We start from the raw sequence: 15,692 nt of genomic DNA, 5'->3' as shown, positions 1-15,692 counted from the left end.
CGAGAATCCAGCCGGACCGTGCCGAAAATCGCGCCAGCTTCAATCGAACCATTTGCGGCGAATGTGGGTGACGTCGATCATTCTCGCGGGGACCGAGGTCAAGACCATCAGCCCCACAAGGACGATGTCGATACCGAAATTCTGTTCGGCGACCTGCGAGGGCGTCATGAACCAGATGGAAATGAAGCGAACTGTCAGGATCGCAAGTGCGCTCCAGAACACAATGCGGAATAGGTTGTAGCGCAGGTGCTTCTTCTCGATCGCGTGAGGCACTGCTCCTCGACCAGCTGCTCGAAGTCGCCGCGCTTCTTCGGCCTGCCACAAAAGCATCACCGACGCCCTGATGGCGAGCGACACCATTGGCCTAAGGAACCCGAAAAACAGCGCGAATAGGATCAGGCTTGGGAAGACATATGCAGCGAATAGATCGCCGAATGGGTCGAGCCAGGCGCTCCCCATCGCCACGACGAGGCCGATATTTATGGCGAGGCCAGCCAGCGCAAACTTGAACGATTTACCAGCAAGCTTTCCGAGTTCGGCTGAAAACCACGAACACTTCTGCAATCTGCGGAGCCCGCGCCGCTCGAGCTTCTCCGCTTCGTCGGTGAGAATGTGATAGGCGGTTCCGCCGGGCGAATAGAATAACCATCCAGCTTCGCTGTTTCGGATGATGCGGGAGAGCTTGGCGCGCGCCGCGTGTTCGGTTTTTTCAAAGACGTCTGCACCGCGATGTGACACCGGATCCTCCCCTTCGGATCAGCGCTTTAGCGCGAAAACATTACTGCAAAGAAAAAGGGCGGCGCCATCGCTGGCACCACCCTTCATTTGATCGGTCGGAACCGATCGAAACGTAAGCGAGAAGCTTACTTGAGTTCGACGGTACCGCCGGCTGCTTCGATCTTGCTCTTGATCTCTTCGGCTTCCGCCTTGGCAACGCCTTCCTTGAGCGGCTTGGGCGCGCCCTCGACGAGACCCTTGGCTTCGGTGAGGCCGAGACCGGTGATGGCGCGGACTTCCTTGATGACCTGGATCTTCTTGCCGCCGTCGCCGGTAAGGATGACGTCGAATTCGTCCTTTTCCTCAGCCGGTGCACCGGCGTCGCCGCCGCCAGCCGGGCCAGCAACTGCAACTGCAGCAGCAGCCGAAACGCCCCACTCTTCTTCGAGAGCGGTTGCAAGTTCTGCCGCCTCGAGGACGGTCAGCTTCGAAAGTTCTTCAACAAGCTTGGCAATATCAGCCATGATGTATCACTCCAATTTGTGCGGGGTCGCCTATCGAGGTCAAACCCCAGAACACGGGTAAAATCGCGTTTGCGTTTATCCTGTCTCTTAAGCCGCTTCGCTGGCGCCGTAGGCACCGAAGACGCGGGCCAGTTTGTTGGCGGGCGCGTTGACGACCTGGGCAACCTTGGTCGCCGGGGCGTTGACGAGGCCAACAATCTTGCCGCGCAGCTCGTCGAGGCTCGGCATCGAGGCGAGTGCCTTGATCCCGGCTTCATCGAGCACCTGCGTGCCCATCGAACCGCCGACGATTTCGAGCTTGTCGTTCGACTTTGCGAAGTCGACAGCGGCCTTGGCAGCCGCGACCGGGTCTTCCGACCAGGCCAGCGCGGTCGGGCCGCTGAGGAAGTCCTCGAGCCCGGTGTAATCGGTGTCCTTCAGGGCGAGCTTGGCGAGACGGTTCTTCGCAACCTTGTAGGATGCACCGGCTTCACGCATCTTGCCGCGCAGTTCGGTGGACTGGTCCACCGTCAGGCCGAGGTTGCGGGTCACGACGACCACGCCGACCTCTTTGAAGACGTCGTTGAGCTGGGCAACCGCTTCGGCTTTTTGCGAACGATCCATGCCTTACTCCTTCACTATGGCCGCACAGAAAGGCTCCGCACGACCGGCTCACATTCACCCATGCCGAGGATCGACACAGGCAAGGTCCAACGATGGGGAAGGAGGATGCGCGAATACGCGTATCTGGAGGTCACCGAAGGAGTGACCGGAAATCTCGTTTCCCCGTCTAGGCTGCAGATTAAGAACGGCCAAATCCGTTCAGCAACTGTCTCGGACGGATGACCGGCAGGCAAAGATGTCCGCCGGACGGGGGCGCACTTAGCGCGTTCGCTGTGCGAGTCAAGATAAAGTCGGTGTATGCCGGGCGCGAATAATGAGGCGCGCGCCGAAGCCGCAGCTTCGCGGAACGCCGAAAGGGGCTCCAACCCTGCATGGAGCGGTTGGCCCGTCAACGCATACGAAAAGCCCGGCCGATCCTGACAGGATGGGCCGGGCTCTTGCGTGGTTATGCTCGGTCAATCCGACGTCACATATCGTCGGCTTTGTCTTCCAGATTGTCGGCTTTCTGTTCCAGATCCTCAGCCTTCTGTTCAAGCCCAGCGGCGTCCGCCGCGTCCCCGCGTTCCTCGGCGACATCAGCCTTTTCTTCGGCGAGATCGGCCTGTGCTTCGGCCAGTTCCGCCTGCTCGTCGATCACCTCGGCCTGTGCCTCGGTAACATCATCGATTTCTTCACCTACTGCTTCTGCTTGCCCGTCGCATGCGGCGAGGGTGAAAGCCAGCGGGGCGGCGATGAGAATTGCGCGTTTCATGGTTCCTCCTACGGAAAAAGGCCGGAGCAACCCGCCCCGACCTCTCTCCAACGTGCCAACCAATTCATGGTTCCAATTGTGGCAGAAATCTGGCGAAACTCACTTCTCATAGGCGAGAAGGTCGCCTGGCTGGCAATCGAGTTCGCGGCAGATCGCGGCGAGGGTCGAAAACCGGATCGCCTTGGCCTTGCCGGTTTTGAGGATCGAGAGGTTGGCAAGGGTCAGGCCCACCCGCTCGGCCAGTTCAGTGAGCGTCATGCGGCGTTCGTGCAGCAGGTCGTCGAGTTTGACCATTATCTTTGCTCCTTCGTCTTCAGCAGGCATCACACGGTTCCTTCCAGATCTTCGCGCATCGCTGCGCCGTGTTTGAAGACGCGGGCGAGGATGAACAGAATGACCACCATCAAGATCCCGCTCAGGTCGAGACCTGCGTCGATCGTGACGTCGGCATTGTTGACCTCGTCCGCCCATTTGGCGAGCCACAGGCCGAAACCTCCGGCAGGGATCAGCAGCACCTGCATGCCGAGCATCAGCCACGCCATAAGATTCAAGCGGTCTGCGTTTTCGGGCACGAAGGGATCGCCTTCGCCCACGCTGGTGATGATGGCTCGCAGCTTGCCGAAAAACACGAAGCCGAGCGCTATGACGGCCACGCCGACGACCATTATGCCGATCAGCGGGAAGGCCGGCACCGCAGCAGCCGCGTCAGCGGATTTCTCGGCTATCTCCGCCGCGATTTCGTCGCCGAAGAAGAGCATCATAGGCGCGAGGATCGCAAGGACGGTGCCGCCGAAAGCCAGACCGATCTGGGCGATGTAAGTCATGGCTTTGCCAGCCAAGAGCAGGAAGTCATTGGGTTTGTCATGCATGGTCATGGGATTGCCCTCCGTGTCGAAAGGGTGTTCAGGCCAGCTCGAGCATGCCGACCGGTGAGGTCGTATGGGCAGGCGGTACAGTGATGATGGTCCCGATCGAGCCGAGCGTGAGGAACAGCGCAGCGCAGATGGCGAGCGAGTGGTTGATTACCTGTGACATATCGATCTCCTTGATGTGCGTTATTGAATTTCGATAATCACCGTCTAGGCAAAGCGCAGTTTATCGTCAATCAATAAATATTGAAAAACGATAAGGCGCTGATCGACAAGCGATATTTTGGACCATATTGTTTTTCGATATGGCCGAGCGGCGCTCTTGATAAGGTGAAATGCGGTCTGATTCGAGTCGTGTGCGAATCGCGCCCTGCGGTATTGACGCGCCGCTGCTCTATTCCTACATGCCTTCGCACACGCCGCCTTCGAGACAGGCCGATTCATGCGCGGGGATCGGTGCCAGAATAGAAGCGGCGCTCGCCATATTCGCGACGGAATGATGAAGCTGCACCCGGCGGCCCGAGAGGGTTTGCGCCAGGCGTGCGGCTCTTTTGCGTCGGATATGGACCCGTTTTCGCGTGACGTGACGACACAATCCAGCAAGCGGGTCTCCTTCCCGTGCGCAAGACAAAAAGAGGCGAATCTCCTCCATGGCAACAAAGGCGAAGGCTCCGAAAAGCTCGGGCAAACTCCGCAGCCGCAAGGCACAGGGCACCGCGAAAAAACGCATCCGCAAAATTTTTGGCGACATCCATGAAGTCGTCGACATGCCCAACCTGATAGAGGTCCAGCGCGAAAGCTACGAGCAGTTCCTGCGCTCGGACAAGGAAACCGGATACGTCTCCGGCCTTGAAAAGACCCTTCGCAGCGTATTCCCGATCCGCGATTTCGCCGGCACCGCCGAGCTCGATTTCGTTCACTACGAACTCGAAGAGCCGAAATACGACACAACCGAGTGTCGCCAGCGCGGCATCACCTATGCCGCACCGATGAAGGTCACGCTTCGCCTGATCGTCTTCGAGGTCGACCAGGAAACCGAAACCCGCTCCGTCCTCGATATCAAGGAGCAGGACGTTTACATGGGCGACATGCCGCTCATGACCGAGAACGGCACTTTCATCATCAATGGCACCGAGCGCGTGATCGTCTCCCAGATGCACCGTTCGCCCGGTGTGCTGTTCGACCATGATCGCGGCAAAACGCACTCCTCGGGCAAGCTGCTGTTTGCCGCACGCGTGATTCCCTATCGCGGCTCGTGGCTCGATTTCGAATTCGATGCCAAGGATATCGTCAACGTCCGCATCGACCGTAAGCGCAAGCTGCCGGTCACCGCGCTGCTTTACGCACTCGGCCTCGACAGCGAGGAAATCCTCCACTTCTTCTACGACACCGTTACGTGGGAACGCGCCAAGGATGGGTGGAAGATTCCGTTCGTAGCGGAGAACTGGCGTGGCCAGAAGCCGACCTTTGCACTGGTCGATGCCAAGACCGGCGAAGAGGTGTTTCCCGCCAACCAGAAGATCAGCCCGCGCGCTGCCAACAAGGCCGCCAAGGACGGCCTCAAGGACCTGCTGCTCCCGACCGAGGAAATCGTGGGCCGCTTCGCCGCGCGCGATCTCATCGACGAAAGCACTGGCCGCATCTACATCGAGGCGGGGGATGAGATCTCGGCCGAGCATATCGAGACATTCGACAATGCCGGGCTCGACGGAATCGAGCTTCTCGACATCGACGAGGTCAATACCGGGCCGTGGATCCGCAACACGTTGAAGGTCGACAAGGCCGAGAACCGTGACGAAGGGCTCGAGGCTATCTACAAGGTGATGCGCCCGGGCGAACCGCCTACCAAGGAAACGGCCGAAGCGCTGTTCGAAGGCCTGTTCTTCGATCCGGAGCGCTATGACCTTTCGGCTGTGGGTCGCGTGAAGCTCAACATGCGCCTCGACCTCGATGCAGAAGACACCGTGACCACCCTGCGCAAGGAAGACATCCTCGCCGTGGTCAAGGAACTCGTCGGCCTGAAAGACGGCAAGGGCGAAGTTGACGACATCGACAATCTCGGCAACCGCCGCGTGCGTTCGGTCGGCGAACTGCTGGAGAACCAGTACCGCGTCGGCCTGCTGCGCATGGAGCGCGCGGTGAAGGAACGCATGAGCAGTGTCGATGTGTCGACCGTCATGCCGAACGACCTCATCAATGCGAAGCCCGCCGTGGCTGCCGTGCGTGAGTTCTTCGGCTCGTCGCAGCTGTCGCAGTTCATGGACCAGACCAACCCGCTGTCGGAAGTCACCCACAAGCGCCGCGTCTCGGCGCTTGGCCCGGGCGGTCTGACACGTGAGCGCGCTGGCTTCGAAGTCCGCGACGTTCACCCGACACACTATGGCCGTATCTGCCCGATTGAGACCCCGGAAGGCCCGAACATCGGTCTCATCAACTCGCTGGCGAGCTTTTCGCGCGTCAACAAGTATGGCTTCATCGAAACGCCGTATCGCAAGGTCGAAGACCACAAGGTCACCGGCGATGTGATCTACCTCTCCGCGATGGAAGAGCAGAAGCACACAGTCGCGCAGGCATCGGCTGAGCTCAATGATGACGGCACTTTCGTCGAAGAGCTGATCTCGGCGCGCCAGTCGGGCGATAACCTGATGGCGCCGCGCGACCAGATCACCCTGATGGACGTCAGCCCCAAGCAGCTCGTTTCTGTCGCGGCATCGCTAATCCCGTTCCTCGAGAACGACGACGCTAACCGCGCACTCATGGGCTCGAACATGCAGCGCCAGGCGGTGCCGCTCGTCAAGGCCGAGGCGCCGTGGGTCGGCACCGGCATGGAAGAGACCGTGGCGCGCGACTCGGGCGCTGCGATCGCTGCCAAGCGCGGCGGTATCGTCGACCAGGTCGACGCGACCCGCATCGTGATCCGCGCGCAGGGCGATGTCGAACCCGGCCAGTCGGGCGTCGACATCTACACGCTGCAGAAGTTCCAGCGTTCGAACCAGAACACCTGCATCAACCAGCGTCCGCTGGTGAAGGTGGGCGACGTGATCGAGGCAGGCGATATCATCGCCGACGGTCCGTCGACGGACCTGGGTGAGCTGGCACTCGGCAAGAACTCGCTCGTCGCCTTCATGCCGTGGAATGGCTACAATTACGAGGACTCGATCCTGATCTCCGAACGCATCGTGAAAGACGACGTGTTCACCTCGATCCATATCGAGGAATTCGAAGTCATGGCGCGCGACACCAAGCTCGGCCCGGAAGACATTACCCGCGACATTCCTAATGTCGGCGAGGAAGCTTTGCGCAACCTCGACGAGGCGGGCATCGTTTATATCGGCGCGGAAGTGCACCCGGGCGATATCCTGGTCGGCAAGATCACGCCGAAGGGTGAAAGCCCGATGACGCCGGAAGAAAAGCTCCTCCGCGCCATCTTCGGAGAAAAGGCATCCGACGTTCGCGACACCTCGCTGCGTTTGCCGCCGGGTGTTGCCGGGACGATCGTCGAGGTCCGTGTCTTCAACCGTCACGGTATCGAGATCGACGACCGTACGCGTGCGATCCAGAACGAAGAGATCGAACGTCTCCGCAAAGACGCGGCCGACGAACGCAACATCCTCAATCGCGCGACCTACAACCGCCTCAAGGATATGCTGCTCGGCCAGACCGCCAGCGCGGCTCCGAAAGGCGTGAAGAAGGGCACGAAGATCGACGAGGACGTTCTCGAAAGCGTCGATCGCCACGAATGGTTCAAGTTCGCCGTTGCCGATGACAAGCGCCAGGCCCAGCTCGAGGCGATCAAGTCGCAATACGACGAAGCCGTCGCCGGCATCGATGCCAAGTTCGAGGACCGCAAGGAAAAGCTCGAACGCGGCGATGAACTCGCGCCGGGCGTGCTCAAGATGGTCAAGGTCTTCGTTGCGGTGAAGCGCAAGCTTCAGCCGGGCGACAAGATGGCCGGCCGTCACGGGAACAAGGGTGTGATTTCGCGCATCCTGCCGGTGGAGGACATGCCGTTCCTCGAAGACGGCACCCCGGTCGACCTCGTGCTCAACCCTCTGGGCGTGCCTTCGCGTATGAATGTCGGGCAGATCTTCGAAACCCATCTCGGTTTCGCGGCACGCGGTCTTGGCATGGATATCGCCCAGAAGCTCGAAGAGTGGCGCGCGGCTAACCCGAATGCTGCCGAAGACTACAAGAAGGCCAAGCCGCCGGAAGCGGTGATCGAGCGTCTCAAGGATGTCTATGGCGAGCAGTATCATGAGGACATCGACAGCCGCTCGACCGAGCAGATCGTCGAACTCGCGACCAACCTCAGCGCGGGCGTCCCGATGGGAACGCCGGTGTTCGACGGTGCGCGCGAATCCGATGTGACCGACATGCTGGTCAAGGCCGGCATCGATTCGTCGGGCCAGTCGATCCTGTTCGATGGGCGCACCGGCGAAGCGTTCGACCGCAGGGTGACTGTGGGCATCATCTACATGCTCAAGCTTCACCACTTGGTCGACGACAAGATCCACGCACGTTCGATCGGCCCGTACTCGCTCGTCACCCAGCAGCCGCTGGGCGGTAAAGCGCAGTTCGGCGGTCAGCGCTTCGGCGAGATGGAGGTCTGGGCCCTGCAGGCATATGGCGCCGCCTACACCCTGCAGGAAATGCTCACCGTCAAGTCGGACGACGTGGTTGGCCGCACCAAGGTCTACGAAGCGATCGTCAAGGGCGACGACACCTTCGAAGCGGGCATTCCGGAGAGCTTCAACGTGCTCGTCAAGGAAATGCGCTCGCTCGGCCTCAACGTCGAATTGAAGTCGCTGAGCGACGGAGAGGAAGACGAGGACGAATGGCCGGAGGCAGCGGAGTAAGCCATGGGATTGCTCAGCAACCGAAACGAAAAAGTAGTCGTCACCAAAGGCTATTTGATGGCGTTTGGCGGCATGCTTCTGATGATGGCCGGTGTGGGAATTGACCAAAGCGAGATCATGCCAAGCTGGGCGAGCCTAGGCGTTGTAGCAGTCGGGCTTGCCGTGCTTGTCCTGTGCTTCCCGCATCTGATGACGAAGCCGCAGCCGCTACACGATGACCGGCCGGAGCCAGAGGGATAACGGCGCAGCGCGAATGCGCCCTTCCATCGCTCCCAAATTTCACCCCCTGAGGGAACTTAGTCATGAACGAACTGACCAAATTCACCAACCAGCTGGCAAAGCCGGAAACCTTCGACCAGATCCAGATCGGCATCGCCTCGCCCGAGCGCATTCGCAGCTGGTCTTTCGGCGAGATCAAGAAGCCGGAAACGATCAACTACCGCACGTTCAAGCCCGAGCGTGACGGCCTGTTCTGCGCGCGCATCTTCGGTCCGGTGAAGGACTACGAATGCCTGTGCGGCAAGTACAAGCGCATGAAGTACAAGGGCGTCGTCTGCGAAAAATGCGGCGTCGAGGTTACCGTCACCAAGGTTCGCCGCGAGCGCATGGGCCACATCGAGCTCGCCGCTCCGGTCGCCCATATCTGGTTCCTGAAGTCGCTGCCCTCGCGCATCGGCCTCCTGCTCGACATGCAGTTGAAGCAGCTTGAGCGCATTCTCTACTTCGAAAGCTATGTCGTGATCGAGCCGGGCCTGACCCCGCTCGAGAAGTTCCAGCTGCTGACCGAAGACGAGCTGCTCGAAGCGCAGGACGAATATGGCGAGGACGCGTTCTCGGCCGATATTGGCGCTGCGGCGGTCAAGACCATGCTGATGGATCTCGATCTCGAGCAGGAGCGCGAAGACCTGCTTGAAGAGCTCGCGACCACCAAGTCCGCGCTCAAACCCAAGAAGATCATCAAGCGTCTGAAGGTCGTCGAGAGTTTCATCGAGAGCGGCAACCGTCCCGAATGGATGATCCTCGAAGTGATCCCCGTGATCCCGCCCGAACTGCGCCCGCTGGTGCCGCTCGACGGTGGCCGGTTCGCAACCTCGGACCTCAACGATCTCTATCGCCGCGTCATCAACCGGAACAACCGTTTGAAGCGCCTGATCGAGCTGCGCGCGCCGGACATCATCGTCCGCAACGAAAAGCGCATGCTTCAGGAAGCTGTTGATGCGCTGTTCGACAATGGTCGCCGCGGCCGCGTCATCACCGGTGCGAACAAGCGTCCGCTGAAGTCGCTGTCCGACATGCTCAAGGGCAAGCAGGGCCGCTTCCGCCAGAACCTTCTGGGTAAGCGCGTCGACTATTCGGGCCGTTCGGTCATCGTGACCGGTCCTGAGCTCAAGCTGCACCAGTGCGGCCTGCCCAAGAAGATGGCGCTCGAGCTGTTCAAGCCGTTCATCTACGCCCGCCTCGACGCCAAGGGTCTTTCGATGACCCTCAAGCAGGCTAAGAAATGGGTCGAAAAGGAGCGCAAGGAAGTCTGGGACATCCTCGACGAAGTGATCCGCGAGCACCCGGTTCTGCTGAACCGCGCGCCGACGCTTCACCGTCTCGGCATCCAGGCGTTCGAGCCGGTGCTGATCGAAGGTAAGGCGATCCAGCTTCACCCGCTGGTGTGTTCGGCCTTCAACGCCGACTTCGACGGCGACCAGATGGCAGTCCACGTTCCGCTGTCGCTTGAAGCCCAGCTCGAAGCGCGCGTGCTGATGATGTCGACCAACAACATCCTCTCGCCCGCCAACGGCAAGCCGATCATCGTGCCTTCGCAGGACATGGTTCTGGGTCTCTACTACCTCTCGATGGAACGCCAGGAACACACGCCTGAGTTCCTCGAGAACGAGGATGGTACGAAGGTCGAGAAGCTGCCGCGCTTCGCCGACATGGCCGAAGTGCACCAGGCGCTCGAAACCAAGGCTGTTACGCTGCACACCAAGATCATCGCCCGCGTCCCGCAGGCCGATGAAGATGGCAATATCGTGATGAAGCGCTTCGAGACGACGCCGGGCCGTATGCTGATCGGCGAATGTCTGCCGAAGAACCACAAGGTGCCTTACGACATCATCAATCGCCTTCTCACCAAGAAGGACATCGGTGACGTGATCGACGAGGTGTACCGTCACACCGGCCAAAAGGACACGGTGCTGTTCGCAGACGCAATTATGGTGCTTGGCTTCCGCCACGCCTTCAAGGCGGGCATCAGCTTCGGTAAGGATGACATGATCATCCCTGACGCGAAGGAAAAGCTGGTCGAAGAGACGAAGAAGCTGGTTGCCGATTATGAGCAACAGTACCAGGACGGTCTCATCACCCAGCAGGAGAAGTACAACAAGGTGATCGATGCCTGGAGCCGTTGCGGCGACCAGGTAGCCGACGCGATGATGGAAGAGATCAAGGCGCGCCCGATCGACAAGGACGGTCGCGAAGCCGAGATCAACTCGATCTACATGATGAGCCATTCAGGTGCGCGTGGTTCGCCAGCGCAGATGAAGCAGCTCGCCGGTATGCGCGGCCTGATGGCCAAGCCTTCGGGCGAAATCATCGAAACGCCGATCATCTCGAACTTCAAGGAAGGCCTGACCGTTCTTGAATACTTCAACTCGACTCACGGCGCTCGTAAGGGCCTCGCGGATACGGCATTGAAGACGGCGAACTCGGGTTACCTGACCCGCCGTCTCGTCGACGTGTCGCAGGACTGCGTCATCGTCGAGGAGGACTGCAAGACCGACAACGCGCTGGAAATGCGCGCGATCGTGCAGGGCGGCAGCGTCATCGCCTCGCTCGGCGAGCGTATCCTTGGCCGCACCGTGGCCGAAGACCTCGTCAACGCGAAGACCGACGAAGTCATCGTAAAGGCTGGCACGCTCATCGACGAACCCATGGTCAAGGCCATCGAGGAAGCCGAAGTCCAGTCGGCCAAGATCCGCAGCCCGCTGGTCTGCGAAGCCGAACAGGGCGTTTGCGCAACCTGTTATGGTCGTGACCTTGCCCGCGGTACTCCGGTCAATATCGGTGAGGCTGTCGGCGTGATCGCCGCGCAGTCGATCGGTGAGCCGGGCACCCAGCTGACCATGCGCACCTTCCACATCGGCGGTGCGGCACAGCTCAACGAGACCTCGCATCTTGAAGCCATCTCCGACGGCAAGATCGAATATCGCGACATGCCGACCATCACCGACAAGAAGGGCCGAATCCTTTCACTCGCACGCAACGGCGAACTCGCCGTGATCGACGCCGAAGGGCGTGAGCGTGAGATGCACAAGGTTCCCTACGGGACCGTGCTGCACTTCAAGGACGGCGACAAGGTCAAGGAAGGCGATCGTCTGGCTGAATGGGATCCGTTCACCCTGCCGATCATCACCGAACAATCGGGCGTGGTGAAGTACCAGGACCTGATCGAGGGCACGACCCTGGAAGAGCAGACCGACGATGCGACGGGCATCGCTCAGCGCGTGGTCACCGAAAACCGGGCGACCGGGCGCAAGAAGAAAGAAGACTTGCGTCCGCGCCTCACCCTGCTCGGCGAAGGGCAGAGCGAGGACGAAACCGAAGCGCAGCGTTACATGCTCGCTCCGGGCACCACGCTCTCGGTCGAGGACGGCCAGCATGTCGAAGCAGGCGATATTCTCGCGCGTGCCTCGCGTGAGGCTGCCAAGACCCGCGACATCACCGGCGGTTTGCCGCGTGTTGCTGAATTGTTCGAAGCGCGCATTCCGAAGGACGTGGCGGTCATCGCCAAGATTTCGGGCAAGATCGAATTCGTCCGCGAATACAAGGCCAAGCGCAAGATCGCGATCGTTCCCGAGGAGGGAGATCCCGTCGAGTACCTGATCCCCAAGACCAAGGTGATCGACGTGCAGGAAGGCGACTTCGTGAAGAAGGGTGATACCCTCATTTCCGGATCGCCCAACCCGCACGACATCCTCGAAGTCATGGGCGTCGAGGCTCTGGCCGAATATCTCGTCAACGAGATCCAGGAAGTCTATCGACTGCAGGGCGTGAAGATCAACGACAAGCACATCGAGGTGATCGTTCGCCAGATGCTGCAGAAGGTCGAGATCACCGATGGCGGCGATACCACGCTGCTGCCGGGCGAACAGGTTGACCTGGCGGAGATGCTTGAAGTCAATTCGAAGCTTGGCAAGGGCAAGAAGCCTGCGGAGGGTACGCCGATCCTCCTGGGGATCACCAAGGCGTCGCTGCAGACACGCAGCTTCATCTCGGCTGCTTCGTTCCAGGAAACCACCCGCGTTCTCACGCAGGCATCGGTCGAGGGCAAGAAGGACACGCTGGTCGGTCTCAAGGAGAACGTCATCGTGGGTCGTCTGATCCCGGCTGGTACCGGCGCTGCCATGAACCGGATGCGTGTGACGGCGTCGAGCCGTGATGCAGCGCTCAAGGCGGCGTGGAAGAAGCAGCAGGAAAAGCTTGCTGCCGAAAACACCCCCGAGCCGGAGCCCGAAGCCGACGCGGTTCCTTCCGAGGAAGCGATGAAGGCTGCGATGGGCGGCGGAGAAGCTGCCGAATAAGCGCTTCGCCTTTCACGGCCTACAAAAAGACCCCGCTGGAGCAATTCTCCGGCGGGGTTTTTTGATGGCACTGCGGTGCATTGCGCATTCCCGGCCCGCTGTTAGTCTCGAAAGAGCAACAGGGAAGGGACGCTGGATGAAAAAGTACGCATTGGCTGCCGCGGCAGTTAGCCTGGTGGTGCCGGTCGGCGCCTTGGCGCAGGAAACGGTCGTGGTCACTGGATCGAGGATCGATCGCTCCGACTACGATGAATATTACGAGGACGACCAGTCTGCCATCGGCCTGACCCGTACCGCCGACTACTTCGTCAAACCGATCTACGTGAATTCGGATTCGCGCGAGGCAAGCGTTCGTAAACAGGAAGTGGATGCGATGCTGCGCGCGCTAATCGGGCGGGCGCAAGCGGAGGGCCTCTCATTGGTGGCCGGCGAGTATAAGCTTTCGCCGCTCACGATCGCCACGATGGATGAGTTGCTGAGTTACGGTCGCGGAAACCGACCCGACACCAGCCGGGTGAAACTCTACGCTCGCCTTCCTGTCGGCGGAAAATTCAAAGGGCAGGATGAGGTCGATGAAGCAATCACGGCGTTCCAAAAGGCGGTGCCGGTTACGGGCCGTTCCTACATCGAAACCGGCAGCACCGATCTCGCGATCGATAACCCTGACCAGTATCGCGGCGCGGTCGTAAGAGCGATTGCCGATGAGTCGAAGCGCTACGCTGCAATGTTCGGCAGCGACTACGGCATCGAAATCCGCGGTCTCGATTCAGAGCTCTATTTCAAGCAGGCAAGCCAGACCGAGGTGTTCCTTTACATCGAGCACAGCTTCGTCATCGCACCGAAATAGCGGAGAAGCATGAAAACGCTATTGCGATGCAATTGCAATAGCGTTATTCGGTATGGGTATCGATTGAACCATGTCCGGAGAGCTCATGCCTTCTGAGAATCGACCACCCGTCGCATCCACTGCCATAATTGCTGGCTTGGCTCAGCCACGTCGGCTTGAGAGCCTTTCACCGTTCGGAGCAAGGTTCCTGCACTCACTGCGCCTCATCGCATTTCACCATCGTGCTCGACGCGACCCGGTGCCAGAGTTGGCGGTACGGCTGGGGAGCGTCGAGGTCGCGGCCAAAGCCCTGGCGCTCACGCAGGCGATCTCCTCCTGCTGGCCTGAAAGCATTCACGTCTCGCGCTTCTGCTGCCAGATGCTCAGCCATGACGAAGCGACGATCGGGGCGCTGATCGACAGTGCGTCGCGGTGCGACAGACAGGGTTTCGAGGATGCCGTGCATGGGCTCATTCGTCCCGACCGTATATATCGGCTCTGGGACGCCGTGCTTGGCTATGTGGCAGCGGAGGCGCGTGCGGTCTGAATTCGGTCGCACAGACGCTTGCCGCGACCCGCGAGCAAGTCTACCGGACAGGGCATGACCACCACCCGTTTCGCCCCGTCACCCACCGGTCGGCTGCATGTCGGCAATATCCGCACGGCGCTTCACAACTGGATGCTTGCCCGCAAGGCTAGCGGCAAGTTCATCTTGCGTATCGACGACACCGATGCAGCGCGCAGCAAGGAGGAATTCGTCGAGGCGATCCGTGCCGATCTCGCATGGCTCGGGATCGAGGCGGATCGCGAGGAGCGCCAGTCCGAGCGGCTTGAACGTTATGAAGCGGCATTCGATCGACTGCGCGAGGCGGGCCGTATTTACCCGGCCTATGAATCCCAGCAGGAGTTGGAGCTCAAGCGCAAGGTTCTGCTCGGGCGCGGCCTGCCGCCGATCTACGATCGCGGCGCGCTGGATCTTACCGATGAGCAGCGCGCGGCCAAGGAGGCCGAGGGCGTTCAGCCCCATTGGCGCTTCAAGCTCGACCATGACGAGCCGATCGCTTGGGAAGACGGCGTACGTGGCACATCGAAATTCGATCCAAAACTGCTGTCAGACCCGGTGATCCGCCGCGCCGACGGTTCATGGCTCTACATGCTGCCCAGCACGGTCGATGATATAGATATGGGCGTTACACAGGTTCTGCGCGGCGAAGATCATGTCTCGAATACTGCGGTCCAGATCCAGATGTTCACGGCGCTTGGAGAACAGCCGCCGGCTTTCGCGCACGAAGCGTTGCTCGTCGGGAAAGAAGGAAAACTCTCCAAACGCCTCGGCTCTCTGGGTTGTGATGCCTTCCGTGAGCGCGGAATCGAACCCGAAGCCATCATTGCATTGCTCGCGCGGCTCGGCACTTCGCTCCCGGTCGAACCCATCGCCGACCGCGAGAAGCTGCTCGAAACTTTCGACCTATCGACTTTCGGCCGCGCGCCAGCCAAGTTCGACGATGCCGAGCTTGAGCGGATCAACACCGCCATCGTGCACGCCATGCCATATGACGCCGTGAAGGATCGGCTGCCCGAAGGCATGGATGCAGCCGGTTGGCATGCCGTTCAGCCAAACGTCTCCACTGTGAGCGAGGCGCAGGAATGGTGGCGCCTCGTCACCGGGCCTGTCGAAACACCCGAATTCTCCGATGACGACCGCGCCTATCTCGCCGAGGCGGTAAAAGCCCTCGAATGGGGCGAGGATCCATGGCACGCACTTACGGCGAAGCTGAAGGATGCGACCGGACGCAAGGGCAAAGCGCTTTTCCTGCCGCTGCGCCAGGCGCTCACCGGATTGAACCACGGCCCCGATATGGGCGAGCTCCTGCCACTCATCGGGGAAGAGCGCGCGCGGGCAAGGCTGGAGCGAGCAGCGGCCTGACCGCCGCAATCGCGCCTCAATCCTTACTGTCCCATCAACCGTGTC

At 60.4% G+C, this 15,692-nt stretch carries 13 protein-coding genes; 5 read left to right on the top strand and 8 right to left on the bottom strand.

What is annotated here, in order from left to right:
* Positions 1-39: 39 nt before the first annotated feature.
* The 7 genes from FIU90_RS00795 to FIU90_RS15765 all read right to left on the bottom strand — a co-directional run bounded on the left by FIU90_RS00795 (position 40) and on the right by FIU90_RS15765 (position 3,630).
* On the bottom strand, positions 40-738 hold the full coding sequence (locus FIU90_RS00795; RefSeq protein ID WP_152433044.1) for a hypothetical protein: 699 nt from the start codon (positions 736-738) through the stop codon (positions 40-42).
* Between the two features lie 125 nt (positions 739-863).
* Positions 864-1,241 (bottom strand): 50S ribosomal protein L7/L12, encoded by a 378-nt coding sequence (rplL, locus tag FIU90_RS00790; RefSeq protein ID WP_152433043.1) that lies wholly within the window; start codon positions 1,239-1,241, stop codon positions 864-866.
* 87 nt (positions 1,242-1,328) lie between these two features.
* Complete coding sequence (rplJ, locus tag FIU90_RS00785) at positions 1,329-1,844, bottom strand: 50S ribosomal protein L10 (protein ID WP_152433042.1); 516 nt, start codon at positions 1,842-1,844, stop codon at positions 1,329-1,331.
* A 466-nt stretch (positions 1,845-2,310) separates the two neighbouring features.
* Positions 2,311-2,595: a hypothetical protein gene (locus tag FIU90_RS00780; RefSeq protein WP_152433041.1), complete on the bottom strand. Its 285-nt coding sequence runs from the start codon at positions 2,593-2,595 to the stop codon at positions 2,311-2,313.
* A 99-nt stretch (positions 2,596-2,694) separates the two neighbouring features.
* Positions 2,695-2,919: a helix-turn-helix transcriptional regulator gene (locus FIU90_RS00775; RefSeq protein ID WP_152433040.1), complete on the bottom strand. Its 225-nt coding sequence runs from the start codon at positions 2,917-2,919 to the stop codon at positions 2,695-2,697.
* Positions 2,919-3,470 carry a DUF2975 domain-containing protein gene (locus tag FIU90_RS00770; protein ID WP_152433039.1) on the bottom strand — a complete coding sequence of 184 codons (552 nt, stop codon included), beginning with the start codon at positions 3,468-3,470 and terminating at the stop codon, positions 2,919-2,921. Before FIU90_RS00770 ends, FIU90_RS00775 begins: the two co-directional genes overlap by 1 nt.
* Before the next feature lie 28 nt (positions 3,471-3,498).
* The gene (locus tag FIU90_RS15765; protein WP_255478522.1) at positions 3,499-3,630 is read right to left on the bottom strand and encodes a hypothetical protein; all 132 of its coding nucleotides are present in this window, start codon (positions 3,628-3,630) and stop codon (positions 3,499-3,501) included.
* Between the two features lie 484 nt (positions 3,631-4,114).
* Here FIU90_RS15765 and rpoB point away from each other — a divergent pair, with 484 nt between their 5' ends.
* From rpoB to FIU90_RS00750, 4 genes are all read left to right on the top strand, one after another.
* Complete coding sequence (gene rpoB, locus FIU90_RS00765) at positions 4,115-8,320, top strand: DNA-directed RNA polymerase subunit beta (RefSeq protein WP_172970137.1); 4,206 nt, start codon at positions 4,115-4,117, stop codon at positions 8,318-8,320.
* 3 nt (positions 8,321-8,323) lie between these two features.
* Positions 8,324-8,560: a hypothetical protein gene (locus tag FIU90_RS00760; protein WP_152433038.1), complete on the top strand. Its 237-nt coding sequence runs from the start codon at positions 8,324-8,326 to the stop codon at positions 8,558-8,560.
* Positions 8,561-8,622: 62 nt separating this feature from the next.
* Positions 8,623-12,894, top strand: coding sequence for a DNA-directed RNA polymerase subunit beta' (rpoC, locus tag FIU90_RS00755; RefSeq protein ID WP_152433037.1), 4,272 nt, complete (start codon positions 8,623-8,625; stop codon positions 12,892-12,894).
* Positions 12,895-13,030: 136 nt separating this feature from the next.
* Positions 13,031-13,741 carry a hypothetical protein gene (locus FIU90_RS00750; RefSeq protein ID WP_152433036.1) on the top strand — a complete coding sequence of 237 codons (711 nt, stop codon included), beginning with the start codon at positions 13,031-13,033 and terminating at the stop codon, positions 13,739-13,741.
* 193 nt (positions 13,742-13,934) lie between these two features.
* Here FIU90_RS00750 and FIU90_RS15480 read toward each other — a convergent pair whose 3' ends face one another.
* Entirely contained in the window at positions 13,935-14,186 is a 252-nt protein-coding gene (locus tag FIU90_RS15480) for a hypothetical protein (protein WP_172970136.1), read from the bottom strand.
* 135 nt (positions 14,187-14,321) lie between these two features.
* Here FIU90_RS15480 and gltX point away from each other — a divergent pair, with 135 nt between their 5' ends.
* Positions 14,322-15,647, top strand: a complete 1,326-nt coding sequence (gltX, locus tag FIU90_RS00740; RefSeq protein ID WP_152433035.1) for a glutamate--tRNA ligase — start codon at positions 14,322-14,324, stop codon at positions 15,645-15,647.
* The last annotated feature ends 45 nt before the right edge of the window (positions 15,648-15,692 follow it).

The organism is Erythrobacter sp. THAF29 (genome assembly GCF_009363635.1).
GTDB lineage: Bacteria > Pseudomonadota > Alphaproteobacteria > Sphingomonadales > Sphingomonadaceae > Erythrobacter.
The sequence above is the reverse complement of the archived record's forward strand: the minus strand, read 5'-3'. Positions and strand labels throughout refer to the sequence as shown.